The organism is Xanthobacter autotrophicus ATCC 700552, from assembly GCF_043194565.1.
GTDB classification, from domain to species: Bacteria; Pseudomonadota; Alphaproteobacteria; order Rhizobiales; family Xanthobacteraceae; genus Xanthobacter; species Xanthobacter autotrophicus_F.
Genome location: NZ_JBAFVS010000011.1, coordinates 80,435 through 103,883, shown reverse-complemented (window position 1 = coordinate 103,883; position 23,449 = coordinate 80,435). Strand labels below are relative to the sequence as shown.

General features: G+C 68.8%; 23 protein-coding genes. 6 read left to right on the top strand and 17 right to left on the bottom strand.

All coding sequences use genetic code 11. The features are described from left to right. Window positions 1–36: 36 nt before the first annotated feature. From sdhA to V5F48_RS13575, 4 genes are all read right to left on the bottom strand, one after another. Window positions 37–1,872 carry a succinate dehydrogenase flavoprotein subunit gene (gene sdhA, locus V5F48_RS13590; RefSeq protein ID WP_394109180.1) on the bottom strand — a complete coding sequence of 612 codons (1,836 nt, stop codon included), beginning with the start codon at window positions 1,870–1,872 and terminating at the stop codon, window positions 37–39. A 1-nt stretch (window position 1,873) separates the two neighbouring features. Continuing rightward, the gene (sdhD, locus tag V5F48_RS13585; protein ID WP_394109179.1) at window positions 1,874–2,281 is read right to left on the bottom strand and encodes a succinate dehydrogenase, hydrophobic membrane anchor protein; all 408 of its coding nucleotides are present in this window, start codon (window positions 2,279–2,281) and stop codon (window positions 1,874–1,876) included. 10 nt (window positions 2,282–2,291) lie between these two features. Beyond that, entirely contained in the window at window positions 2,292–2,693 is a 402-nt protein-coding gene (gene sdhC, locus V5F48_RS13580; RefSeq protein WP_394109178.1) for a succinate dehydrogenase, cytochrome b556 subunit, read from the bottom strand. A gap of 265 nt (window positions 2,694–2,958) precedes the next feature. After that, entirely contained in the window at window positions 2,959–3,648 is a 690-nt protein-coding gene (locus V5F48_RS13575) for an OmpW/AlkL family protein (protein WP_394259146.1), read from the bottom strand. Between the two features lie 370 nt (window positions 3,649–4,018). On the opposite strand from V5F48_RS13575, the gene V5F48_RS13570 reads away from it, so the two are divergent. Then, window positions 4,019–5,044 carry a CE1 family esterase gene (locus V5F48_RS13570; RefSeq protein WP_394259145.1) on the top strand — a complete coding sequence of 342 codons (1,026 nt, stop codon included), beginning with the start codon at window positions 4,019–4,021 and terminating at the stop codon, window positions 5,042–5,044. Here V5F48_RS13570 and V5F48_RS13565 read toward each other — a convergent pair. Beyond that, window positions 5,020–6,081 (bottom strand): MaoC family dehydratase, encoded by a 1,062-nt coding sequence (locus tag V5F48_RS13565; RefSeq protein ID WP_394259144.1) that lies wholly within the window; start codon window positions 6,079–6,081, stop codon window positions 5,020–5,022. The two genes, V5F48_RS13570 and V5F48_RS13565, sit on opposite strands and share 25 nt — an antisense overlap. Before the next feature lie 171 nt (window positions 6,082–6,252). Here V5F48_RS13565 and V5F48_RS13560 point away from each other — a divergent pair, with 171 nt between their 5' ends. Further along, entirely contained in the window at window positions 6,253–7,161 is a 909-nt protein-coding gene (locus V5F48_RS13560; protein ID WP_394259143.1) for a cation diffusion facilitator family transporter, read from the top strand. Between the two features lie 127 nt (window positions 7,162–7,288). Here the strand turns inward: V5F48_RS13560 and V5F48_RS13555 are convergent, their stop codons facing one another. From V5F48_RS13555 to smc, 10 genes are all read right to left on the bottom strand, one after another. Further along, window positions 7,289–7,492 (bottom strand): DUF1737 domain-containing protein, encoded by a 204-nt coding sequence (locus V5F48_RS13555; protein WP_394109173.1) that lies wholly within the window; start codon window positions 7,490–7,492, stop codon window positions 7,289–7,291. 42 nt (window positions 7,493–7,534) lie between these two features. Then, window positions 7,535–8,230, bottom strand: a complete 696-nt coding sequence (locus V5F48_RS13550) for a DJ-1/PfpI family protein (RefSeq protein WP_394259142.1) — start codon at window positions 8,228–8,230, stop codon at window positions 7,535–7,537. 26 nt (window positions 8,231–8,256) lie between these two features. Beyond that, on the bottom strand, window positions 8,257–9,159 hold the full coding sequence (locus tag V5F48_RS13545; protein WP_394259141.1) for an HpcH/HpaI aldolase/citrate lyase family protein: 903 nt from the start codon (window positions 9,157–9,159) through the stop codon (window positions 8,257–8,259). Between the two features lie 236 nt (window positions 9,160–9,395). Beyond that, window positions 9,396–10,727, bottom strand: coding sequence for an SGNH/GDSL hydrolase family protein (locus V5F48_RS13540; RefSeq protein ID WP_394259140.1), 1,332 nt, complete (start codon window positions 10,725–10,727; stop codon window positions 9,396–9,398). Window positions 10,728–11,045: 318 nt separating this feature from the next. Beyond that, window positions 11,046–11,537, bottom strand: a complete 492-nt coding sequence (locus V5F48_RS13535) for a F0F1 ATP synthase subunit B family protein (protein ID WP_394109169.1) — start codon at window positions 11,535–11,537, stop codon at window positions 11,046–11,048. 143 nt (window positions 11,538–11,680) lie between these two features. Beyond that, the gene (locus V5F48_RS13530) at window positions 11,681–12,298 is read right to left on the bottom strand and encodes a F0F1 ATP synthase subunit B (RefSeq protein WP_394259198.1); all 618 of its coding nucleotides are present in this window, start codon (window positions 12,296–12,298) and stop codon (window positions 11,681–11,683) included. 185 nt (window positions 12,299–12,483) lie between these two features. Then, window positions 12,484–12,711 (bottom strand): F0F1 ATP synthase subunit C, encoded by a 228-nt coding sequence (locus tag V5F48_RS13525; protein ID WP_012114001.1) that lies wholly within the window; start codon window positions 12,709–12,711, stop codon window positions 12,484–12,486. 54 nt (window positions 12,712–12,765) lie between these two features. After that, on the bottom strand, window positions 12,766–13,518 hold the full coding sequence (locus tag V5F48_RS13520; protein ID WP_394109168.1) for a F0F1 ATP synthase subunit A: 753 nt from the start codon (window positions 13,516–13,518) through the stop codon (window positions 12,766–12,768). Window positions 13,519–13,736: 218 nt separating this feature from the next. After that, complete coding sequence (locus V5F48_RS13515) at window positions 13,737–14,120, bottom strand: AtpZ/AtpI family protein (RefSeq protein WP_394109167.1); 384 nt, start codon at window positions 14,118–14,120, stop codon at window positions 13,737–13,739. Window positions 14,121–14,357: 237 nt separating this feature from the next. Next, window positions 14,358–17,807, bottom strand: coding sequence for a chromosome segregation protein SMC (smc, locus tag V5F48_RS13510; protein WP_394259139.1), 3,450 nt, complete (start codon window positions 17,805–17,807; stop codon window positions 14,358–14,360). A gap of 458 nt (window positions 17,808–18,265) precedes the next feature. Between smc and trxA the strand changes: the two genes are divergently transcribed. Together trxA and V5F48_RS13500 are read left to right on the top strand one after the other, a co-directional pair. Continuing rightward, window positions 18,266–19,204: a thioredoxin gene (gene trxA / locus V5F48_RS13505; RefSeq protein WP_394259138.1), complete on the top strand. Its 939-nt coding sequence runs from the start codon at window positions 18,266–18,268 to the stop codon at window positions 19,202–19,204. 28 nt (window positions 19,205–19,232) lie between these two features. After that, the gene (locus V5F48_RS13500; protein ID WP_394109164.1) at window positions 19,233–19,904 is read left to right on the top strand and encodes an LON peptidase substrate-binding domain-containing protein; all 672 of its coding nucleotides are present in this window, start codon (window positions 19,233–19,235) and stop codon (window positions 19,902–19,904) included. Between the two features lie 144 nt (window positions 19,905–20,048). Here V5F48_RS13500 and V5F48_RS13495 read toward each other — a convergent pair whose 3' ends face one another. Beyond that, window positions 20,049–20,396 (bottom strand): DUF6476 family protein, encoded by a 348-nt coding sequence (locus V5F48_RS13495; RefSeq protein ID WP_394259137.1) that lies wholly within the window; start codon window positions 20,394–20,396, stop codon window positions 20,049–20,051. Between the two features lie 72 nt (window positions 20,397–20,468). Between V5F48_RS13495 and V5F48_RS13490 the strand changes: the two genes are divergently transcribed. Together V5F48_RS13490 and rpoH are read left to right on the top strand one after the other, a co-directional pair. Continuing rightward, window positions 20,469–21,560 carry an RluA family pseudouridine synthase gene (locus tag V5F48_RS13490; protein WP_394259197.1) on the top strand — a complete coding sequence of 364 codons (1,092 nt, stop codon included), beginning with the start codon at window positions 20,469–20,471 and terminating at the stop codon, window positions 21,558–21,560. 138 nt (window positions 21,561–21,698) lie between these two features. After that, window positions 21,699–22,601: an RNA polymerase sigma factor RpoH gene (gene rpoH, locus V5F48_RS13485; protein WP_394109162.1), complete on the top strand. Its 903-nt coding sequence runs from the start codon at window positions 21,699–21,701 to the stop codon at window positions 22,599–22,601. A gap of 168 nt (window positions 22,602–22,769) precedes the next feature. Here the strand turns inward: rpoH and V5F48_RS25220 are convergent, their stop codons facing one another. Then, on the bottom strand, window positions 22,770–23,306 hold the full coding sequence (locus V5F48_RS25220) for an NMCC_0638 family (lipo)protein (protein ID WP_463595832.1): 537 nt from the start codon (window positions 23,304–23,306) through the stop codon (window positions 22,770–22,772). Between the last annotated feature and the right edge of the window lie 143 nt (window positions 23,307–23,449).

The window sequence follows — 23,449 nt, the reverse complement described above, 5'->3', positions numbered from 1 at the left end:
GGGCCGCCCTTGCCGCGCGCGGTCGCGATGACACCATCAGTACACGCGCTTCTTCGGCTCGATGTACTGGATGTCGTTGGACAGCGTATAGGTGTGCACCGGCCGGTCATCGAGCCGCACATTGCCGGATGCGGTATCGAAGTAGGCGAGGGTGTGCTTCATCCAGTTCACGTCGTCGCGATCCGGGAAGTCCTCGCGGGCGTGGCCGCCGCGGCTTTCCTGGCGGGCGTTCGCGCCCTCCATGGTGACGATGGCCTGGGCGATGAGGTTGTCGAACTCCAGGGTCTCGACGAGATCGGAGTTCCACACCAGCGAGCGGTCGGTGACGCCGATGTCGCTCGCGCCCTTGAAGACGTCGTGGATGAGCTTGCAGCCCTCCTCCAGCACGTCGCCGGTGCGGAAGACGGCGCAGTTGCTCTGCATCACCTTCTGCATGGCGAGGCGCAGCTCGGCGGTGGGGGTGCCGCCGGAGGCATAGCGGTTCGCATCCAGGCGGCCGATGGCGAGGTCGGCGCTGCCGGCCGGCAGCTCGCGGTGCTTCTCGCCGGGCTTCACCAGTTCGGCGGCGCGCAGGCCGGCGGCGCGGCCGAACACCACGAGGTCGATGAGCGAGTTGGAGCCGAGGCGGTTGGCGCCGTGCACCGAGACGCAGGCGGCCTCGCCGATGGCCATGAGGCCGGGAACGACGGTGTCCGGATCGCCTTTGCGCTTGTCCAGCACCTCGCCGTAATAGTTCGTGGGGATGCCGCCCATGTTGTAGTGCACGGTCGGGATCACCGGGATCGGCTCGCGCGTCAGGTCCACGCCGGCGAAGATCTTCGCGCTCTCCGAGATGCCGGGCAGGCGCTCGTGGAGGATGGCGGGGTCGAGATGGTCGAGGTGCAGGAAGATGTGGTCCTTGCTCTTGCCGACGCCGCGGCCCTCGCGGATCTCCATGGTCATGGAGCGGGAGACCACGTCGCGGGAGGCAAGGTCCTTGGCCGAGGGGGCATAGCGCTCCATGAAGCGCTCGCCCTCGGAATTGGTCAGGTAGCCGCCCTCGCCGCGGGCGCCCTCGGTGATGAGGCAGCCCGAGCCGTAGATGCCGGTGGGGTGGAACTGCACGAATTCCATGTCCTGCAGCGGCAGGCCGGCACGCAGCACCATGCCGCCGCCGTCGCCGGTGCAGGTATGGGCCGAGGTGGCGGAGAAATAGGCGCGGCCATAGCCGCCGGTGGCCAGCACGGTGAGGTGGGCGCGGAAGCGGTGGAGGGTGCCGTCGTCGAGCTTCAGGGCGATGACGCCCCGGCAGCGGCCATCCTCATCCATGATGAGGTCGATGGCGAAATATTCGACGAAGAATTCGGCGTGGTGCTTCAGCGCCGCGCCATAGAGCGTGTGCAGCATGGCATGGCCGGTGCGGTCCGCCGCGGCGCAGGTGCGCTGGGCGGTGCCCTTGCCGAAATGGGTGGTCATGCCGCCGAACGGACGCTGGTAGATCTTGCCGTCCTCGGTGCGGGAGAAGGGCACGCCCCAGTGCTCCAGCTCGTAGACGGCGGCCGGCGCGTTGCGCACCATGTATTCGATGGCGTCCTGGTCGCCCAGCCAGTCCGACCCCTTCACGGTGTCGTACATGTGCCATTCCCACTTGTCCTCGCCCATGTTGGCGAGGGAGGCGGCGACGCCGCCCTGGGCGGCCACCGTGTGGGAGCGGGTGGGGAACACCTTGGTGATGCAGGCGGTGCGCAGGCCGGCTTCCGAGCAGCCCACCACGGCGCGCAGGCCGGCGCCGCCGGCGCCCACCACCAGCACGTCGTAGGTGTGGTCCTCGATGGGGTAGGCAGCGCCGTTGATGCCGGGCGCGGCGGTCCCGTTGGTTGCGGTGTCGGCCATGTCAGCCTCCCAGGCTGATCTTGAGAACGGCGAAGGCGCCGGCGAGGGCGATGGCGATGCTGAAGAAGGTGTTGGCCACGATCAGCAGCACCTTGAGCGCCTCGGTGTGGATGTAGTCCTCGATCACCACCTGCATGCCGATGCGCATGTGCGTGGTGACCGACAGCAGCGTCAGCAGGATGACCACCGCCACGAACGGGTTGCCGAGGGTGGCGCGCGTCGCCGCGTAGCTGGAGCCGGCGAGGCAGATCACGATCCCGATGAAGGCGATCATCAGGATGAGATTGGCGAGGCCGGTAACCCGCTGCTGGAAGAAGTGGCCGGTGCCGGAGCGGGCGGAGCCCAGGCCGCGCACGCGGCCGAGGGGCGTGCGCATGGGCGTGTGTCCGGAGGACGGGGTGTTGCTCATGTGATCCTCCTCAGCCCTTCACGACCAGGCCGACGATCCAGAGGATCACGGTCAGCGCCACGGAGGCGGCCAGGCTGGCCTTGGCGAGGAGCACGCGCTCCTGCGGGCCGAAGCCGTGGATGAAATCCCAGATGAAGTGGCGCACGCCGCCGAAGGCATGGTGCAGCAGGGCCCAGGTGTAGCCGAACAGCACGATGAGCCCGATGGGCGAGCCCGCTATGGCGCGGAAGCTCTCGAAGGCCGAGGGGGAGGTGGCGGCGGCAAGCAGCCACCAGACCAGGATCACCGTGCCGAAATAGAGCCCGATGCCGGTGATGCGATGCACAATCGACATCATCATCGTAAACAGCGGACGGTAGATCTGTAGGTGGGGCGAAAGGGGGCGATCAACGCGCTGAGGGCTGTCGGCCATGGGGCCTCCTCCAAAAAATCGACCGATCAGGTATCTCAATCGTCGGCACTTCGCAACGATTCCAAAGCACCTTGGCGTGGCTTTAAAACCGGATACGTCGCGCACCGCAATTAGATGATCGTTGCATGCCGTTTTTGTGTCGCGGCGGATTGCTGCGCTGCCAACGCTTCGGCGCTCGCGAGAGTGCGCTGCACACACAAAAACAGCGCCGGAAGACCGGCGCTGTTCTTTCGTGCGGCTCTTGGTTCGGGTCTGGAAGAACCGATCAGAAGCGGTAGGTGACGCCCGTACCGAAGATCCAGGGGTTCAGGTCGGCGCCGCCGGTGAGGTAGCTGCCGCCCGCGGTCTGCAGGGTGAAGCTGGGCTCGAGGAAGAGCTTCTTCACGTCGACGTTGATGCCCCAATGGCGGTCGATCATCCAGTCGAAGCCGGCCTGCAGGGCGAGGCCCCAGGTGTCGTGCACGTCGACGCTGGAGAACGCCGTGTTCTTCGCATCCTGATTGAAGAACACGGTGTAGTTCACGCCGGCGCCGATATAGGGCTTGAACGGCCCGAAATCGGTGAAGTGGTACTGCAGGGTGAGGGTCGGCGGCAGCAGCCACACCTTGCCCACCTGGCCGAGGCTGGAGATGGTGCCCGCGCCGTTGATGTCGTGGGGGGTGACGCCGAGGATGAGTTCGGCCGCGATGTTCTTGGTGAAGTAGTAGGTGATGTCGAGCTCAGGCACCACCGAGTCGGAATAGCTGAGGTCGGAGCCGAGGATACCGTCCACCGAGCCGCCGCTTTCCGGCATCACGTAGAGCGCGCGAACGCGGATCTGCCAGGGGCTCAGCGGAGCTTCGACCACCGGAGCCGCCTTGTAAGCGGGGGTCGACAGGTCCGCCGCAGACGCGCCGCCGACCGAACAGGCGGCGATGCCCGCCGCAACAATGGCACCCAGACCGAACTTCTTCATTGCCCCGCTCCCGCGCACTTTGATCGATAAAACCATAAGGCAACACTTCGCGCCGCCGATCCTTCGAAAGTTTGATTTATGTCAAAAGCAGGTCGGTCGGGGCGAAACTGTGGCGCGGGAGCCACAGGAGCGCCGCCCGCCTGCCGTATTTGCGGGGCATGCCTCCGGCCCATCGGCCGGGCCTGCTCCGGTTGCTGATTTTTCTTTTTCGTGAATGGCTTCTTCTGTCATGGCCTGTTCTGTTGCGGCTTCGCCGCCCCGCCCGGCGGGCGTCCGCTCGATTTTCGCCCGGCGTCAACCACAACCGGGTCGGGTGCAGCGTGGGATGAGCGGGCTCGCCCGTGTTCTCGTGCTGTTCGGAGCGATGTTCATGATTCTCCCCGCGTGGGCGGACACCGTGCGCAACCTGCGGCTGTCGGCCAATGGCGAGGAGCGGCGCTTTATGGTGGTCACGCCGGAGGGGGTGAGCGGGCCGGCGCCCGTGGTGATCGCGCTCCATGGCGCGGCGCAGACGCCGGAGAGCTTCCGCGCCTATTTCGGGCTCGATGCCTCCGCCGCCGCTCACGGCTTCGTCGCGGTCTATCCGGAAGGCGAGGGGCGGGTGTGGAACGACGGGCGGCCCGCCGCCATGCGCCTCAAGATGATGCTGCAACCCGGCGACGACGTGGCCTTCCTGGTGGCGCTCGCCCATCGGCTGGCGGAGGACGGCATCGCCGATCCGGCGCGCATCTACCTCACCGGCATTTCCAACGGCGGCTTCATGGTGCAGCGCATGGCCTGCGAGCATGCGGAGCTGTTCGCCGCCTATTCGTCCATCATGGCCACGGCCCCGGCCAATTACCGGGAGGAATGCAAGCCCGACCGGCCGGTCCCCATCCAGTTCATCCACGGCACCGCCGATTCCGTCATCGCCTATGCCGGCTTCTGGACCCCGGTGGGGGCCACCCTGTCGGCGCCGGAGAGCGCGCGCCTGTTTGCCCGCATCAACGGGTGCGGCGCTTCGACCCAGCGCGAGCTGCCCCATCTCGACCTGACCGACGTGACCGCGGCGACGCTGCGGCGCTGGGACGCTTGTCGGGACGGGTCGGCGGTGGAGCTCATCAGTATCGAGCGTGGCGGCCACCAGCCGCCGGCGCGGGTGGACACCAGGCCGGACCTCGCCACGCCTTTCCTGGGCCTGCGCAGCCGCGACGTGGATTCGGGTGAGGAAATCTGGCGGTTCATGTCCGCCTTCGGCGGCGCGGCCACGGCCCCGTCGCGCCTTGGCGCGGTCACTGCACCGTCGCGGCCCGGCGCGGTGCCGCTGCCGCCGCCGTCCCCGCTGCGGGGCAACCGCACGGGCGCAGTGGTGCGCCCGGCGGCGGCCGCCGATCAGCGCGGGATCAGCGCCCAGTAGTCGAGGTCGAGGATCACGCTCGGGTCATAATCCTCACCGGTCTCGGTGGCGACCTTGGCAGGGAAATCGCCGGTGAGGCGGTCCTTGGTGGCGATGGTGCGCAGGCGCAGCGCGCCCACGTCCTCACGGCCCGGCAGGGGCTGGGCGTCGAGCACCTCGGTCCAGGCGTGCACGGTGAGGCCCGCGAACAAGGGCGCCACATGCCGTCCGCCGTTGATGGCCGCCACATGGAACACGTTGGCGAGGCCGTTGAAGGAGAGCGCGCGGGCGATCGAGATGACGTGGCCGCCATAGATCAGCCGCCGGCCGAACCGGCCCTGGCCCTCGGTGAACTGGTTGAAATGCACCTTGGCGGTGTTTTGGTAGAGGCGGGTGGCGATCATGTGCTCCGCCTCCTCCACCGTCATGCCGTCCACATGGTCGATGCGCTCACCCACCTGGTAATCGGCGAAGCGGGCCTCCGAGCCGGACAGGTCGTTGCGCCAGCCTTCGATGTCGAGCAGCGGCACGGCGTTGCCCAGGGCGTCGGGCGCCAGCGCCGCGGGCAGCTTGGGCACCACCGGCTCGGGTGCCGGGCGGGCGGTATCGGCCTTGCGCACCATCACCCAGCGCACATAGTCCAGCACCTCGGTGCCGTCCTGGTTGAAGCCCACCGAGCGCACATAGACCACGCCGCTCTGGCCGTTGGAATTTTCCCGCAGGCCGATCACTTCGGATACGGCCGTCAGCGTGTCGCCGGGATAGACCGGAGCGAGGAAGCGCCCGCCGGCATAGCCCAGATTGGCCACCGCGTTCAGGGAGATGTCCGGCACCGTCTTGCCGAATACCACGTGGAAGACCAGCAGGTCGTCCACGGGCGCGCGCGGATAGCCGATGGCCTGCGCGAAGCTGTCGGCCGACTGTACGGCGAAACGGGTGCCGTAGAGGGCGCTGTAGAGGCTCGCGTCACCGACCGTGACGGTGCGCGGGGTCGCGTGGCGGATCACCTGGCCGACGCTGAAATCCTCGAAGAAATTGCCGCGGTTGGTCTTGCTCATCTTCATCCCCCCGTGTCCCGCCATGTTGCAGAGCGGCGCGGTGCGACGCAACAGCCGAGCCGATCGCAGCCCGAGCCGGATCGGGTCTGACGGCTTGACGCGGCCCGCCTGATGGTCCTCATGGGGGTAAGGCGCTGTGGGTGGCGGCGCCATTCGACAAAGGGGGCAGGGGTGTCGGGTTCGGCGAGCCAGAAATTGTCGTTTCAGGCCATGATCTTCACGGCCTGCCTGTTTCCCTTCTACATCCTTGCGGCCACGCTCACCAATTCGGCGGCGATCCTCACCGACCTTCTGGCGACGTCCTTCGACCTCACCGCGCTCACCGCCTGCTGGCTGGTGCTGAAGATCGCCCACAACGCCCAGGCGGGGCGTTACGCCTACGGGCTCGGCAAGCTGGAAAACCTCGCCGAGCTGATGATCGCCCTGTTGCAGACGGTGCTGGTCTTCATCGCCGGCTCCAATGCCATCATGCGCCTCATGCATCCTGAAGGGGTGAGCGGCGCGGAGCTGGGCCTTTTCGTCACCGCGGCCGCGGTGATCGGCAACACGATTTTGAACCGCAAGGCCACCCGCCTCGCCCATGAGACGCGCTCGCCGGTGCTGGCGGCGCAGGCGCGGGTGCATCTGGTCTCGGCCATCTCCTCGGGCTCGGTGTTCATCGTCACCGTGGTGCTGTCGATCTTCAACAACGTGACCTGGATGTACTATCTCGATCCGGTGGCATCGTTCGTCGTCATCGGCTTCATGATCTACAACATCTTCGCCATGCTCTCGAATTCGGTGGCCTCGCTGCTCGACCAGGCCATCGACGAGGCGGGGCAGCTGCGTATCCTCAAGGTGCTCACCAGCCATTTCGACGATTTCGACGAGCTGGGGGACATCCGCACCCGGCAGTTCGGTGGCAAGATGTTCGTGGAGCTGCACCTCGGCTTCGAGGGCGACTGGACGGTGGCGAAGACGCGCGCCGTCGTCGCCCGGCTGAGCGATGCGGTGAAGCATGAATTCAAGCAGGCGGGCGACGAGGTGGACGTGGCCGTGGTGCTCATTCCCGCCCATGGCCCGGCGGCGGACGCCGCCTGACTTTTTAGGTTTACGGCGGACGCCGCCTGACGTTTGAAGTTTACGGCGGACGCCGCCTGACGCGAAGCCTATGGCGCGGGACGCCTGAGGCGCCTTTCCGCGCAGGCCCCGTGTCCGGATGCCGGCGTCAGTGCTCGGACAGCACCACGTCGTCGGACCATGCGCCCTCCACCTCCTTGACGATGGCCTGGCCGCAGATGACGCGCCCCTGCAGCGGATCAAAGGTCAGGGTGGGCGCGCCGTGCAGCTGCCACCCCTTGTTGAGGGCGGCGGAGACGCGCTTGCAGAAGGCCGCGTCGTCGGGGCCGGTCAGGTAGCGATAGAGCTTCATGGGTCCTATCCTGAAACGATAGCAGGTCGCTTTGGAGCGGGGTCAGAGCCGGGTGCCGGCGCGGCGGGCGGCCTCGACGCGCTTGTCCTGGAAGGCGCGCGTCTTCTCCCGCACCTCGGCGACGAGGCGGGGGTCCTCCCGGTCGCGGGGCGGGAAGGCGGGGGCCGGCTGGTATTCGATGGCGAGGGCGATGCGCCGGGCCTCGTCCTCCCCGGCGATCTCGGCGGCCAGCGCCAGCGCGAGGTCGATGCCGGACGACACCCCGGCCCCGGTGAAGCGGTTGCGATCCACCACCACCCGTTCCTCCACCGGTATGGCGCCGAGCAGGGCCAGCTGGTCCAGCGACAGCCAGTGGCTGGTGGCGCGATAGCCGGTGAGCAGCCCCGCCGCGCCGAGAATCAGCGAGCCGGTGCACACCGAGGTGACGTAGCGCGCCTGAACCGCCATGCGGCGCAGGAAATCCAGCGTCGGCCCGTCATCCATCAGTTCCAGCTGGCCGGGGCCGCCGGGCACGAACAGGAGGTCGCAGCCGGCGACCTCGTTGAAGGTGGAATTGGCCATGATGGCGAGGCCCGCCACGTCCACCACCGGCCGCTTGCAGCTCTCGGCCACAATCTCCAGCCGCGCCCCGGGCAGGCGCGCGAACACCTCGAAAGGAGCGGTGAGATCAAGCTGGGTCATGCGCGGATAGGCCAGCATGACAATGCGGAAGGGCTTGGACGCGGCGGGCTGGGACATGGTGCTCCGGACCTCGTGCTTTGGCCTCAGGCGCGGGCGGCGATGGCGTCGGCGAGGGCCACCGTGCGCTTGGCCATCTCCGCGTGGAGCAGTTCCACCATGCGGCCGTCGAGGGTAATCACCCCCTTGCCCGCATTCTCCGGCAAGGCGAAGGCGGCGATGATGGCGCGGGCGCGGGCCACCTCCGCCTCGGGGGGCGAGAAGGCGATATTGCAGGGCTCGATCTGGCTCGGATGGATCAGGGTCTTGCCGTCCATGCCGAATTCCACGGCCTGGGCCGATTCGGCCTTGAAGCCGTCGAGGTCCTGGAACTGGTTCCACACGCCGTCGAGCACGTCCACGCCATAGATCCGCGCGGCCGCCACCACCAGGCTCAGCCAGCCCATCATGGGCGCGCGGCCGGGCACCAGCGCCGCCCGCGTCTCTTTGGCGAGATCGTTGGTGCCGAGCACGAAGACCGTGAGGCGGGTCAGCGGGTCCTGCGCCGCCTGGGCGATGGCCTTGATGTCGAGGATGGCCAGCGGCGTCTCGATCATGGCCCAGACCCGCGTGGTCTGCGGCACCTTCAGCGCCTCCAGCCGGCGGCCGACGGTGACCAACTGCTCCACGGTCTCGACCTTGGGCACCAGGATGGCGTCGGGCGTCGCGCCGGCGGCGGCCTCCAGGTCGTCCGAGCCCCACGGCGTATCGAGGCCGTTGATGCGGATCACCACCTCGCGCGGGCCGAAGCCGCCGGCCTTCACCGTGTCCACGATGCGGGCGCGGGCCTCCGCCTTGGCGTCGGGCGCCACCGCGTCCTCAAGGTCCAGGATCACGCCATCCGCGGGCAGGGTGCGGGCCTTTTCCAGCGCGCGGGCGTTGGAGCCCGGCATGTAGAGGACGCTGCGGCGCGGGCGGATGGCAATGGCGGCTCCAGCTTCGGCACCCATGGGGACTCCCTTCGCACGATGCAGGTCTTGAGCGCGGCCGATCTGCTTGCATCGCAAGCGGATCGGGCCACACGGTCTCACGGCTTAAGGTGAGAGCGCGATCCACACCTTACCGTACCGAATCGGTAATGCGACGCCTGTGCTTTGAAAAGGGGTTCTACCGCGCTGCGGCATGCGACCTTGGACGGGCGCGGCAGGCCCCGCGCCGGCCGGCGGACCGATCGCGCCTACCGCGCCTACCGCGCGGGGGCGGCGGCTGGCGCGGCGGCGGGCTCGCTGCCGGGCGGCGGCCAGGAAAAATCGTCTGCCCGTCCGCGCACGGGGGCAGGCGCGATGCCCTCCTTCAGCACCCGGGCTGCGGCATTGGCGCTGGCCGACACCGCCATGGGGTCCGGAGTCCTTGCGGGCACCGGGGGACCGGCGAGGGCGGCGGGCCGCGTGCTGATGGCGGGGGTGGTGCCATCGCCGGCAGCCGGGGACTTGCCCGGCTCCGCCAGCATGCGGTTGATGTCCTTTTGCACGAAGAAGGCCAATTTTCGTCCGCCGGCGCGGGTGAAGCGGACACCATCGTTGAAGCGCAGGCGGCGCCGCTGGCCGTCCACCGCCGGGCCGTTGGCGAGATACTTGCCGTCCTCGTCGACGAAGCCGTCCCACACATGGGCGAAGGCGACGCCCGCCCGCGCCGCGCGGGTGCGCAGCAGCTCGTTGAGCTTGGCATAGTCGTCGGAGAGCGCCGTGTTCGCCACCGGGGCGAGGCCGGTGACGATCACCCGTCCGGCCTTGTCGCGCACGGCGGTCAGCACCTCGTCCACGCGCTTGCCGTAGAGCTCCATCCAGCGCTCGCTGAGGGGCTGGACCAACGCGTCCCCATCCTTGATGGGCTGCAGATCCTCGGAGCCGAGGGCAATCACCGTCACCGAGGGGCGCGCGGCGGCAATGGCGTCGGGCGCGCGGGTGATCCAGTCCACCGGTGCCGGCAGATAGCCGCTGTCGTCGGTGGCATTTTCGATGACCGCGATACGCGCGCGGTCGGGCGCATAGGCGTCGGCCAGCCCCTGGGCGAGCTGGGCGGCGAGCCGGTCGCCGATCACCAGCACGAATTGGTTCGGGGCGGCGCGCTTGCCCTGTACGGCGGCGTCGGCGGAGCCGTAGACGACGCCCTCCGGCTCGGCCGGAGCGGTCGGGCGCTTGGGTTGTTGCTGCGGGAGTTGCTGCGGCTGTTCGTACCGGGGCTGGGGCTGGAACGGCCACCAGCCGGAATTCTGGCCCGGCCGCTGCGGCTTGGGCGCGGCCTGCGGGACCGAGCCCGGGGGACGCAGGAAGGAAAAGAAATCGGCCTGCGCCAGGGCCGGCCGTCCGGCGTCGGCCGCAAGGGCCAGGCCCAGGGTGACGAGGGCGACGAGAACGGCAAGGCCTGCGCGCAGCGGTCCGTGGCGTGTGGACCCGTGGCGTGCGGACAGGTGCCGCGCGGACAGGTCCGCACGGGTGCGTGTGCCCCGGCGGCGGGACCAGGGCGCCGGACGCGACGCCGGATGGTCGATGGATGCGATCTGAACCTGACGGCACATGCGCTAGCATTGAACCAGACGGGCGTCGGTTTCAAGGCGTGGTGCAGCAGCGGGGGCCAACGGTTGCCGCGGCGCGTGGGCGCGACAGGGCGCGCCACGGTTGGCGGGCTTGCAAGCTGGCCGGTTTGGTGCATTCGGCGCTTTGCCCGGCCATACCGGCTTTCCCGGCGAGACAAACGGTGGCCCTGCCAAGCCGAGCGGGAGATCCTGCCGGGAAAAGGATGCGCGGGCCGTTCCCCGGTGCCGGTTCGCCCGCGGCCAAAAACAAAAGGGCCGCCCGAAGGCGGCCCGCATGGGGATCGAAACGCCTGCAGGCGATCAGTTCAGCTTGGACTTCACTTCGCCGATGGCGTTGGAAATGAGGCGGTCGCCCACGTCGCCGCGCGCGGCGGAGCCCAGCAGGACCTCGGCGGCCTTGGCGGCAGCGTCGGCGGCGATGGCCTTCACGTCGGCCACGGCCTGAAGCTCGGCCTGGGCGATCTTGTCTTCCGCCATCTTGGTGCGGCGGGTGACGAAATCCTCAAGCTTGGCCTTGGCCTCGGAGGCGAGGCGCTCGGCCTCCGCCTTGGCGGCGGTGACGATGGATTCGGCCTCGGCCTCGGCCTCGCGCTGCTTGCGCTTGAACTCGGCCACCAGCTTCTGGGCCTCTTCCTTGAGGCGGCGGGCTTCCTCAAGCTCGGCCGCGATGCGGTGGCCGCGGCTGTCGAGGGCCGACGCGATGGTGCGGTGGGCGCCGACATAGATCAGGATGCCGACGAAGAGCAGAAAGGCGACGGCGACCCAAATCTCGGCCAGACTCATCTCGTTCATCGCAGGGTCCTCAGATCCGTCGGCGGCCACACGGCCGCATCTGCGGGGCAATGCCCCTTACGTTCGGGTCCACCAGAGCCGCTGAGGCCGCGGCGGAGAATTCAAACGGCCGCACGCTGGGGCGCGGCCGAGATGCGGCCCGATCAGGCCGCGTCCTTCTTGACGAGCGCCCCGTCCACGGCCTGCTCCACGTCGGCCTGCGCAGCGCTGGTGCCGATGAGGGTCGAGACGATGGCGTGGGTGGCGTCCACCGCGATGCCCCGCACATGGGTGAGGGCCTCGGTCTTGGTGGCGGCAATGCTCTGTTCGGCGGTCACCAGCTTGGCGGCGAGCCCGGCTTCGAGCGACTTGCGGTTGGCTTCGGAATCGGCGGCGAGCCGGTTGCGGGTTTCGCCGGCGATGGCATTGGCCTTGGCGCGGGCCTCGGCGAGGGCCTTTTCGTAGGAGGCCTGGGCGGCCTCGCTTTCGGCCTTGTGCTTCGCCGCTTCCTCGAGGTCGTCGGCGATGCGGTCGTGGCGCTCCTCCAGGATGCGGCCGATGCGCGGCAGGGCCACGCGGCTCATCAGGAGGTAGAGGAGGCCGAAGCTCAGGACGAGCCAGAGCAGCTGAGAGGCGAAGGTGGTGGCGTCGAAGGGCGGGAAGTGGCTCTTCTTGCCATGCCCGTCGTCCGCAGCACCCGCTGCAGCGCCGTGAGCCGCCGGGGCGGCTTCATGGGTGCCCTGGCCTGCGGTTCCGGCCGGCGGGGCCGCCTGCGCGACCACGACCGCCGGAACGGTAGGGTGATCGCTCGCCGCAAAGAGGGGGGCGCCCCAGAGGACCGCACCCGTCATCGCCAGCGCGACAGTCATTTTCCACGACTTCATCATGGCTTGCCCGCCTTCGCACCTGACCTTGCAATCACAGCACCCGGGCGCTGATCGCCCGGGAACCTCTTTCGTTCGGGCAATCAGGCCACGAACAGGAGGACGAGGGCGACGACGAGCGCGAAGATGCCGAGACCTTCCGCGAGCGCCGCGCCGATGAAGGCGCGGGCAAACTGGCCATCGGCCGCCGACGGGTTGCGCAGGGCGCCGGAGAGGAAGTTGCCGAAGATGTTACCGACGCCGACGGCGGCGAGACCCATACCGAGGCAGGCGAGACCGGCACCGATGAACTTTCCAGCTGCGGGATCCATGGGACTGCTCCTTGAGAACGCTTTGGATTTGGGGATGTGAGACGCGCCGCCCGGTCAGTGACCGGGATGGATCGCATCGTTGAGGTAGATCGAGGTGAGCACCGCGAACACGTAGGCCTGCAGCATCGCGACCAGCAGTTCGAGGGCGTAGAGCGCCACGATCATGAAGAAGGGCAGGGTGGCGCCGAACCAGCCGACGACGCCGGCAGAGGCCAGGCCCACCACGAAGAAGGCGAACACCTTCAGGGCGATATGGCCCGCCAGCATGTTGGCGAACAGACGCAGCGACAGGCTGATGGGACGCGAGAGGAAGGACACCACCTCGATCACCACCAGGAACGGCAGCAGGAAGGCCGGCACGCCCGACGGCACGAACAGGTGCAGGAAGTGGGTGCCGTGGCGCATGAAGCCGTAGACGATGACCGTGCCGATCACCAGCAGCGCCATGGCGGCGGTGACGATGAGATGGGCGGTGACGGTGAAGGTGTAGGGAATGAGCCCGACCACATTCGCCACCAGCACGAAGGTGAAGAGCGAGAACACCAGCGGGAAGAACACCATGCCTTCCGAGCCGGCCGAATCGCGCACCATCTTGGCGATGAATTCGTAGCTCATCTCCGCCGCCGACTGGGCCCGGCCTGGCACCAGGGTGCGGCCGCGCGTGGCGTAGGTGAGGAAGAAGAAGATGATGGCTACGATGCCGAACATGAACAGCGCGGCGTTCGTGAAGGAGAACTGCACGCCGCCGAAATTCAGCAGGTCCACGTAGCGCTTGATCTCGAACTGGTGGATCGGATCGACGGTCATCCGAACGCGCCCCCTGCCAATGCGGCCAAGCCGCTGAATCAAAGATCACGGCCAGAAGCCGCGACGGCCAAATAGACGAAGCGACCTTGCAGCCGCCAAATTGCCCAACCGGCACGGGCCGCATGAACGGATCCGGCCGCAAACAAAAGGCGGCATTTCGCCGCGAACAAATCGTCCGGTCTCACCGCGCCTTGAAATCCTTGAAGGATTTGCGCCCGTCAGGTCCCGGTCTTGCCACGGTTCCGACCTTCGCCGGAGGCCCGCAGCATATTGGTCACACCGGCGGCGAAGCCGAACAGCGTGAAGACGATCATGCCCCAGGGCGCGATCGAGAAAAGCCGGTCGAGGCCGTAGCCGATGAGCGCACCCACCAGAACGCCCGACACAAATTCCGCACCCAGCCGGAAGGCGAGCGCGGCGCCCGAGGAGGCCGAGGTGTCCCGCCCCTTGGGGACGGCAGCCTCGGTCTTCGAGCGAACCTGGCCCAACGAGGTGTTGAGCTGCTCGAGCCTTTTGGACAGCTCGGTGTCGCTGGTCCGGGAACCTTCCGCCTCGCCTGGTCCTTGGTTCCCCCCGCGGGGGGCATCGTCAGGTCCGGACATGGCGCAAAACCCCGGCTTCGGTGAAGGGCGTGCGGCCCTTCCCCTTGAAACCGCGGCGCACCATAGTTGCGTCAAAATTGGGTGTCAAGGCGCGCGGCGCTGATATTAAACAATTGAAACGCAAAGAAAAAATTGTGGCTGCGACATCGTGCTTCGCCATGATCGCCCGCCGCATTCCGTTTGGGCGCCTTGCGTTCTGCCTCGGCGACAGGGGCGCCGGTGCCGGGATGGGGCAGTTCAGACCGCTTCCAGCAGGCGCTCCGCGCGCTGCAGGTCCACCGACACGAGGCGCGAGATGCCCCGTTCGGCCATGGTCACGCCGAACAGGCGGTTCTGGCGGGCCATGGTGATGGGGTTGTGGGTGATGGTGAGGAAGCGCGTGTCGGTGAGCTTCGTCATCTCCTCCAGCAGGGTGCAGAAGCGCTCCACATTGGCGTCGTCGAGGGGGGCGTCCACCTCGTCGAGCACGCAGATGGGCGCGGGATTGGTGAGGAAGACGGCGAAGATCAGGGCCATGGCGGTCAGCGCCTGCTCGCCGCCCGACAGCAGCGAGAGGGTCTGCGGCTTTTTGCCCGGCGGCTTGGCGATGATGTCGAGGCCGGCTTCCAGCGGGTCGTCCGCATCGGTGAGGATAAGCTGGGCCTCGCCGCCACCGAACAGGGTGTCGAACAGCTTCCTGAAATGGCCGTCCACCACCACGAAGGAGGCCTGAAGCCGTTCGCGGGCCTCGCGGTTGAGGCTGAGGATGGCGCCGCGCAGGCGCTTGATGGCCTCCACCAGGTCGTCGCGCTCGCCCACCAGCTTGATGTGCTGGCCCTCGGTCTCCTCCAGCTCCACGTCGGCGCGCAGGTTCACGGCGCCCAGGCGGTCGCGGTCGCGCTTCGCCCGCTCCAGGGTGGCCTCGATGGCGGCCACGTCCGGCGCCGCGTCGGGGCTGAGGCCCGCCTGTTCGCGGGCCAGATCCGGCGGGCCTTCCAGAATGTCGGAGATTTCGCGCAGCAGGTCGTCGCGGCGCTGGCCGGCGGCTTCCAGCCGTGCGTCGGAGCGCGCCGCCTCGGCCCGCGCGCCGGACATGGCCTCCAGCGCATCGCGGGCGGCGCGGTCGGCGGCGGCCAGGGCCGCCTCGCCTTCCGCCAGGCGGTCGGCGGCGGCGCGGCGGGCGGCTTCCGCCGCTTCCAGAGCGTTCATGAGCGCCCGGCGGCGGTGGATGAATTCGGAGGGGGCGTCCTCCAGCGCGTCCAGCTCGGCCCTGGCCTCCGCCTCGCGGGCGGCGACGGCGGCGAGGCGGTCGCCGGCCCCGCCGGCGCGTTGCCGCCAGGAGCGCTCCTCGCCGATGATGGCCTCCAGCCGGCGCTGGCGCTGGCTGTTGTCCCGGCGCACGGCGTCGAGCCGGGCGCGGGCTTCGGAGAGGGCGGCGCGGCGCTCGGCGGTCTCGGCGCGGGCGCGGGCCATCTCCGCTTCCAGGATCTGCGGCGTGTCGAGGGCGAGGAGTTCGCCCTGGGCCTCCTCCATGCGTGCCTCGCCCTCCTCGCGCACCGAGGCGAGGCGGGTGCGTGCCTCGGCCAGGGCCGAGAGGCGGGCGAGATGCTGGGCGGCGCGACGTTCGGCTGCCTCCAGTGCGCTGCGGCTCGCCTCGGCGGCGCGCTGGGCGGCGCGACGGGCCTCGCGGGCCGTGTTCTCGGCTTCCGCCGCATGCCGGAGCGCGCTGTCGCGGTCGGCGAGGGCGGCGCGGATCTCGTCCAGATGGGCCTCGGCCACGGCCACCTCGGCCTCGATGTCCTTGAGGCGGTTGCGCTCGGCGAGGCGACGGGCGGCGGCGGTGGGCGCATCCGCCGCAGCGACCACGCCATCCCAGCGCCAGAGGTCGCCGTCCAGCGAAACGAGCCGTTGCCCGGCCTTGAGCCGTGCCGCGAGCCCCGCGCCCTGCGCGCGCGGCACGATGCCCACCTGCGCCAGGCGGCGATTGAGGGCCGGGGCGCCGGAAACGAAGCGGGACAGGGGCTCGGCGCCCTCGGGCAAGGCGGGGTCGGAGGGATCGGAGAGGGCGCCGGCCCAGCGGGCCGGGGCGGCGGCATCCACCGGCAAATCGAGGTCGTCGCCCAGGGCCGCGCCCAGTGCGGTCTCATAGCCCTTGGCGACGGAAACGAGGTCGGCCACCGGCGGGAAGCGATGGTCGGTGGATTGCAACAGCTTGGCGAGGGTGCGGGCCTCGGTGTCGAGGCGGCCGAAGCGGGTCTGCGCCTCGGACAGGGCCGGGCGCAGCTCCTCCATGGCGCGGCGGGCGGCCTGATGGGCGGCCTCGGCCTCCATGCTGGCTTCCTCGGCCTCGGCCAAGGCGTCGCGGGCGGCTTCCGCTTCCATGCGAATGCCTTCCAGCGCGTCGGTGCCGGCCTGCTGCTTCAGGCGGGCTTCCTCCGCCTCCACCGAGGCGCGCTCGGCCCCATTGCGCACCAGCCGGTCGCGAATCTCGCGCACGGCCTGTTCAAGGCTGGCGCGCCGGGCGCCGAGGTCGGCAAAGTGCGCGGTCTTTTCCTCCAGCGCCCGCTCGGCCTCTTCCAGATGGGCGGCGGCTTCCTCCAACCGGTCGGCGGCGATGGCTTCCAGCTCCGCCGCCTCCTCCTGTTCGAAACGCAGGGTCTCGGCCTCGGCGGCGAGGCGCTCCAGCACGCCCTCGGCGTCGGCGGACAGCGCCCGCTCGCGCTCGGTATCCTGGGCGAGCTGGATCAGGCGGCGCTCCAGCTCGTCCTTGCGGGCGGAAAGCCGGGCCTCCTCGGCATCCAGCTCCGAGCGGGCGTGGGTGAGGCGCTGCAGCGCGGAGGCGGCTTCCGCCTCCTTCTGCCGCAGGGCGGGCAGGGCGTGGGCGGCCAGCGCCTGGAGGCGTGCCGCCTCGGCCTGCATGCGGGTGTGCTCAGCGCCATCGCGGTGGGCGGCTTCCACCGCCCGCTCGGCCTCGGCCAGCGCGCGCGTGACCTCGCCCCAGCGCAGCCACAGCAGTGTGGCCTCGCACTGGCGGATCTCGGCGGCCAGCGCCTTGTAGCGCACGGTCTGGCGCGACTGGCGGCGCAGGCTCTCCACCTGCCCGCCGAGCTGGGTGATGACATCTTCCAGCCGCAACAGGTTCTGCTCGGCGGCCTTCAGGCGGGTCTCGGCCTCGTGGCGGCGGGCGTGGAGGCCGGCCACGCCGGCGGCTTCCTCCAGGATGCGGCGCCGCGCATTGGGCTTGGCGCCGACGATCTCGCCGATCTGCCCCTGCCGCACCAAAGCCGGGGAGCGCGCGCCGGTGGAGGCGTCGGCAAAGATGAGCTGCACGTCGCGGGCGCGCACATCCTTGCCGTTGATACGGTAGCTGGATCCGGAACCGCGCTCGATGCGGCGGACGATCTCCAGCTGGTCCCATTCGTTGAAGGCGGCGGGGGCGGTGCGGTCGGAATTGTCGAGGCTGAGCACCACCTCGGCGGAATTGCGCGCCGGCCGCCCCGTGGTGCCGGAGAAGATGACATCCTCCATGTCGTTGGCGCGCATGGCCTTGTAGGAGCTTTCGCCCATGACCCAGCGCAGCGCCTCCACGAGGTTGGACTTGCCGCAGCCGTTCGGCCCCACGACGCCGGTGAGGCCGGGCTCGATCATGAGATCGGTCGGCTCGACGAAGGTCTTGAAGCCCACGAGCCGCAGGCGGTCGAACTTCATGCGGTCGCGCGCGTCCTCAGGGGCATTTTGGGGGGCGAAAGGGGGGAAGGGGTCATCAGCGCGGGGTGTGCCAGCCATTGAAGGTTTCAGTCAAATCAGCGTGCCCCCCCTTGGGGAACCGCGCAAGCCTCGGCTGCGCAACGATCCACAGAGGGGCGAGGGGGCTGCGGCTTGTGCGTGCGGTGTCACGCGACGCAAGGTTGTGTTCGCGGGCTTTGCCTGCGGCGCGCCTTAACTTGGCGGGCAGAAAGCGTTAGAAGGCGGGTCCAAAGCCGATTGCAAGCGCGCGGCGAACGCCCATCTATGGGCTGTCCGCCCCGGCCGCGCCGGGAGGACGGGGATTTTCGTGCCGAGGCTTTCGTGCCTGGGCTTTCGCACCGGGGTGTTCCGGGCAAGGCTCTCGGGGCCAGGTTTTCGGGGCAAGGTTTTCGGGGCCAGTCTTTCGGGGATTGCGACAGATGCTGTTGAACCAGGCGGGCGCCAAGGGCGCAGGAACGGGCGCGAGCACGAGCGCTGGCAACGTAGCGGCCGGCGGCGACATCATCGACACCACCACCCAGACCTTCCTGGCCGAGGTGATGGAGGAATCCAAGCGCCGCCCGGTGCTGGTGGATTTCTGGGCGCCGTGGTGCGGGCCGTGCAAGACCCTCACCCCGGTGATCGAGAAGGTGGTGAAGGCCGCCAAGGGCAAGGTGCGCCTCGCCAAGCTCAACATCGATGATCACCCGGTGATCCCCGGCAAGCTCGGCATCCAGTCGGTGCCCACCGTCTATGCCTTCGTGAACGGCCAGCCGGTGGACGGTTTCCAGGGCGCGCTGCCCGAGGGCCAGGTGAAGGCCTTCATCGACCGTCTCATCGGCCCCGCCGACGACGGCCTGGAGGAGGCGCTGGCCGCCGCCGACGGGGCGCTGGCCCAGGGCGATCTCACCGCCGCTGCCGAGATCTTCGTCGGCGTGCTGGGCGAGGAGCCTGACAATCTCAAGGCCCTCACCGGCCTCGTGCGCACCCAGGTGGCCGCCGGGGCGCTGGAGCAGGCCCGGGCGACGCTCGGCATGGTGCCGGCCGACAAGCAGAACGATCCGCTGGTGAACGCCGCCCGCGCGGCGCTGGATGTGGCCGAGCAGGCCGCCGCCCTCGGCGACCTCGCGACGCTGGAAGCCCGGCTGGACCTCGACCCTGCCGACCATCAGGCCCGCTTCGACCTCGCCTTGGCGCTCAACGGCAAGGGCCGGCGCGAGCAGGCGCTGATCCACCTGCTCGATATCGTGAAGCGCGACCGCGCGTGGAACGAGGATGCGGCCCGCAAGCAGCTGGTGCAGCTGTTCGAGGCGTGGGGCCCCACCGATCCGCTCACCCTTTCAGGCCGTAAGAAATTGTCGGCGATCATGTTCGCCTGAAGGACTTAGTTTTTAAGGATTTTTCGCCTTGGCTGCCAATCGCACCTATCTGTCGCCGACGGAGGTTCCGCCGGTGATCCCGGTCTTTCCGCTCACCGGCGCGCTGCTGCTGCCGCGGGCCGACCTGCCGCTCAACATCTTCGAGCCGCGCTATCTCGCCATGGTGGACGACGCCCTCGGCGGCGCGCGCCTGATCGGCATGGTGCAGCCCGACGAGGCGGCGCCGGCCTCCGCGCGCGGGCCGGGCGTCTACAAGGTGGGCTGCCTCGGCCGCCTCACCCAGTTCGGCGAGACCGGGGACGGGCGCTACCTCATCACCCTCACCGGCATCTGCCGCTTCCGCATCGTGGAGGAGCTTGATACCACCACGCCTTACCGCCAGTTCAAGGTGGACGCCATGGCGTTCGCCCATGATTTCGAGGCGGAGGCCGGCGAGGCGGAGGTGGACCGTGAGGCGCTGCTTTCGGCGCTGGCCGCGTTTCTCGACGCCAACAAGCTGGAGGCGGACTGGGACGGCATCCGCGAGGCCGGCACCGAGACGCTGGTGAACGCCCTGTCGGTGATGTCGCCTTATGGCGCGCTGGAAAAGCAGGCGCTGCTGGAGGCGGAGAATCTGAAGGCCCGCGCCGACATGCTGGTGGCCATCACCCAGATGATGCTGGCCCGCATGCCCGGCGACGGGGAAGGCTCGCTGCAATAGGGCGGCCGTGTGCGCAGGCGTCCTGCGGGTCGCCTCCGGCGGGAAAGCCGCCATTCGCCATGGCTCATTGATGCGGATGGCGCGCGCGGACCTGTTGCCGCCACAAACAGGGTGAAGTGCTGCGCTTGACGGCTCGGCGTCCGCTCACGGCTCCTCGGCGAACCTCAGGCGGCCGGCCGGGGCGAGGGTGCGGGCGTCGAAGGTGCGGATCTCGGTGGCTCCGCTCACATCGAGGGTCAGCACCACCACGTCGCCGGATACGGCGGTGGCGATGATTTTCGCCCCCTTGGGCAGAAGCGCCGTCATTTCGCCCGTCGCCATGGGCTTTGCCCGTATCATGCGATAGCCGATGACGCCGAAGACCGCGGCCACCCCCAGTACCATGACCAGCATGGACAGGGTGGAGAAGCGGCGAAACCTCCGGATGATACGCTCCTGCTCAGGCGTCAGCGCCTCTTCCGGGGTCTCGGTGGGGGATGGGCGGTGAAACATGAAGGGGCCAGGGCTCCTGACGGATCGAGAATGGACGCGACCATGACCCAGGCCGATATGAACCAGGCCGAAATGACCCAGGCCGAAAACGGCCTGGAGGACCTGGACGAAGGCTACACCCTCACGGTTCAGATCGCGGCGGAAGACGCGGGCGAGCGGCTGGACCGTGTCCTGGCGCGCCGCTTGGCGCTTGAGGCACCCGAACTCAGCCGCACCCGCATCCAGCGTCTCGTAACGGAAGGGCGGGTCTGCGTCGGCGGGCGTGTGGTAGGGGACGCGGCGGGCCGGGTCAATGCCGCAGATGTCTATACCCTGTTCCTGCCGCCCCCGGAGGCCGCCGAGCCGGTGCCGGAGAACCTGCCGCTCACCATCGTGTTCGAGGATGCCCACCTCGTGGTCATCGACAAGCCGGCCGGGCTGGTGGTGCATCCGGCCCCGGGGCATGCCTCGGGCACGCTGGTGAACGCACTCCTGTACCATTGCGGCGACAGCCTTTCCGGCATCGGCGGGGTGCGCCGGCCGGGCATCGTCCATCGCCTCGACAAGGATACCTCCGGCCTGCTGGTGGTGGCGAAGTCCGACGCCGCCCACAAGGGCCTCGCCGCCCAGTTCGCCGACCATGGCCGTACCGGGCCGCTGGAGCGGGCCTATCTCGCCTTCGTATGGGGCGTGCCGGAGGCTCATGGTACCGTGGATGCGCCCATCGACCGACATCCCAGCCACCGCCAGAAGATGGCGGTGCGCCTCTCCGGGCGCCATGCCATCACCCATTGGGAGGTGCGGGAGGCCTATGTCGGCCACGGCCGGACCAACCTGCGCAACAAGGGGCAGGTGAAGGGCGAGGTGAAGATGGACGAGGGCGTCGCCAGCCTGGTGGAATGCCAGCTGGAGACCGGCCGCACCCACCAGATCCGCGTCCACATGGCCCATGCGGGCCATCCGCTGTTGGGCGACGAAGTCTATGGCCAGGGCTTCCGCACCAAGGAAACCCTGCTGCCGGAGGCGGCCCGGGACCAGCTCGCGCGCCTCGGCCGGCAGGCGCTGCATGCGGCCCGGCTCGGCTTCGCCCATCCGGTGACGGGGGAGACGCTGTCGTTCGAAAGCCCGTTGCCGGAAGACCTTGCCGCCCTCGCCGAGGTGCTGGGCGGGCGTGCATCCGCGTAAAATTCTCTCGCATCGACGTGAGAGGATGAAACCTATCCGCGTTCCGCTCGTATCTATATCATGATGCGTCGCGGTCGGCGTCATGCGGCCGCTGAGGCGGTCGCCCAGACGGGGGCCGCGGGAGAAGGAGGCCTCGTCATGGCCGTGCCGAAGTCCATGTCCATTCCGTCCGCTGAAGGCGGGCTTTCCCGGTATCTCGAAGAGATCCGGCGGTTTCCCATGCTGGAGCCGCAAGAGGAATATATGCTCGCCAAGAGCTGGCGCGACCACGGGGACCGCGACGCCGCTCACAGGTTGGTGACGAGCCACCTGCGTCTGGTGGCAAAGATCGCCATGGGCTACCGCGGCTATGGGCTGCCCATCTCCGAAGTGATTTCCGAAGGCAATGTGGGCCTCATGCAGGCGGTGAAGCGGTTCGAGCCCGAGAAGGGCTTCCGCCTCGCCACCTATGCCATGTGGTGGATCCGCGCCTCCATCCAGGAATATATCCTGCGCTCGTGGAGCCTCGTGAAGATGGGCACCACGGCGGCGCAGAAGAAGCTGTTCTTCAACCTGCGCAAGGCCAAGAGCCAGATTTCCGCGCTGGAAGACGGCGACCTGCGCCCCGAGCACGTGAAGCAGATCGCCACCAAGCTCGGCGTCACCGAGCAGGACGTGGTGGACATGAACCGCCGCCTCTCCGGCGACGCCTCCCTCAACTCCCCCATCCGCGAGGATTCCGAGGGCGGGGAGTGGCAGGACTGGCTGGTGGACGAGCGCCTCGACCAGGAGGAGCAGCTCGCCGAGAGCGAGGAACTGGACAACCGCCGCGCCGCGCTGTCCGGCGCCTTGTCGGTGCTGAACGACCGCGAGCGGCGCATTTTCGAGGCCCGCCGCCTCTCCGAGGACCCCATGACCCTGGAGGACCTCGCCTCCGAGTTCGGCGTCTCCCGCGAGCGGGTGCGCCAGATCGAGGTGCGCGCCTTCGAGAAGGTGCAGAAGGCGGTCATGGACAAGGTCCGCCAGGTCGAGGCCCCCACGGCGGAGGCCGTCGGGGCGTGAGGCCATCAGCGCCTGACGGGCGTGGGCGGACGGCATTCGCGCGGAACGTCGAAACGGACAGCGGGATGCAGCGTCCGTTTTTGTGCCCGCCGGGTGAGGCATGTTGCCTCGGCTCAGGCGGAAGCCTTCAGCAGCGGCGCCGTCGGCAGGTTCCCGCTCTCGCCGCCCCTACTCTGGCTTGCGCGAAAGCGTAATGGCCACATGAAACGCCCTGCCGGGATCGTTTCCGGTGCTCGCCACGATGAAGAACGGGCGACCTGCGAAGGCAAATTCGTAGGTGCGGCTTGTCAGGCCATCCCTTTTCCGCTCCTCAGAGAGGTGTGCCTTGAGGCCGGCCTGTTCGAGGGTCGACTGAAGCAGCGGGTCCACCCGTGTGATGTCCGCATTCTCTGCGAATACGCTGCAAACGCCGACGTCTTCGGAGATCAACGCCATGCGGGTGATCTTGTTCGACGCATCGAAGCCCACGCCCTCGCTGTTGCGCATGAACACGGCACTCGCCTCAGCGCTGAGCGGGGGAACGTTGTGGGAGGCAAGGAACTGACGCACCCGGGTCGGGTTCCCGAGGTGCCGGAGGCAAGCCTGGGAAAACAGGCCCACCGCTTGATCCGCGCTGTCGGATTGAGGCTGTTGCGATTGCGCGGATGCGACGCCGATCAACCACGCTGTGAGCGCGAGGATTGCCCGCGGTCGGTTCCCAGCCATTGCCCCGCACTCCAGATTTGGTATTCTGTTGCACTACAATTTTAGAGGGTGTCATGGCAAGGCGAGCGCGCGCCCGCCTCGCCGAGGTTACGGAGGATAGGACCGCAACCGGGGATGCCCGGGCCTATCCGCATTCCGGTACC

Bases quoted from the DNA above. Each gene is read 5' to 3' on its own strand.
- sdhA (WP_394109180.1), bottom strand. From the start codon at position 1,872: ATGGCCGACACCGCAACCAACGGGACCGCCGCGCCCGGCATCAACGGC.
- sdhD (WP_394109179.1), bottom strand. From the start codon at position 2,281: ATGAGCAACACCCCGTCCTCCGGACACACGCCCATGCGCACGCCCCTC.
- sdhC (WP_394109178.1), bottom strand. From the start codon at position 2,693: ATGGCCGACAGCCCTCAGCGCGTTGATCGCCCCCTTTCGCCCCACCTA.
- V5F48_RS13575 (WP_394259146.1), bottom strand. From the start codon at position 3,648: ATGAAGAAGTTCGGTCTGGGTGCCATTGTTGCGGCGGGCATCGCCGCC.
- V5F48_RS13570 (WP_394259145.1), top strand. From the start codon at position 4,019: ATGATTCTCCCCGCGTGGGCGGACACCGTGCGCAACCTGCGGCTGTCG.
- V5F48_RS13565 (WP_394259144.1), bottom strand. From the start codon at position 6,081: ATGAGCAAGACCAACCGCGGCAATTTCTTCGAGGATTTCAGCGTCGGC.
- V5F48_RS13555 (WP_394109173.1), bottom strand. From the start codon at position 7,492: ATGAAGCTCTATCGCTACCTGACCGGCCCCGACGACGCGGCCTTCTGC.
- V5F48_RS13550 (WP_394259142.1), bottom strand. From the start codon at position 8,230: ATGTCCCAGCCCGCCGCGTCCAAGCCCTTCCGCATTGTCATGCTGGCC.
- V5F48_RS13545 (WP_394259141.1), bottom strand. From the start codon at position 9,159: ATGGGTGCCGAAGCTGGAGCCGCCATTGCCATCCGCCCGCGCCGCAGC.
- V5F48_RS13540 (WP_394259140.1), bottom strand. From the start codon at position 10,727: ATGTGCCGTCAGGTTCAGATCGCATCCATCGACCATCCGGCGTCGCGT.
- V5F48_RS13535 (WP_394109169.1), bottom strand. From the start codon at position 11,537: ATGAACGAGATGAGTCTGGCCGAGATTTGGGTCGCCGTCGCCTTTCTG.
- V5F48_RS13525 (WP_012114001.1), bottom strand. From the start codon at position 12,711: ATGGATCCCGCAGCTGGAAAGTTCATCGGTGCCGGTCTCGCCTGCCTC.
- V5F48_RS13520 (WP_394109168.1), bottom strand. From the start codon at position 13,518: ATGACCGTCGATCCGATCCACCAGTTCGAGATCAAGCGCTACGTGGAC.
- V5F48_RS13515 (WP_394109167.1), bottom strand. From the start codon at position 14,120: ATGTCCGGACCTGACGATGCCCCCCGCGGGGGGAACCAAGGACCAGGC.
- smc (WP_394259139.1), bottom strand. From the start codon at position 17,807: ATGAAGTTCGACCGCCTGCGGCTCGTGGGCTTCAAGACCTTCGTCGAG.
- trxA (WP_394259138.1), top strand. From the start codon at position 18,266: ATGCTGTTGAACCAGGCGGGCGCCAAGGGCGCAGGAACGGGCGCGAGC.
- V5F48_RS13495 (WP_394259137.1), bottom strand. From the start codon at position 20,396: ATGTTTCACCGCCCATCCCCCACCGAGACCCCGGAAGAGGCGCTGACG.
- V5F48_RS13490 (WP_394259197.1), top strand. From the start codon at position 20,469: ATGACCCAGGCCGAAAACGGCCTGGAGGACCTGGACGAAGGCTACACC.
- rpoH (WP_394109162.1), top strand. From the start codon at position 21,699: ATGGCCGTGCCGAAGTCCATGTCCATTCCGTCCGCTGAAGGCGGGCTT.
- V5F48_RS25220 (WP_463595832.1), bottom strand. From the start codon at position 23,306: ATGGCTGGGAACCGACCGCGGGCAATCCTCGCGCTCACAGCGTGGTTG.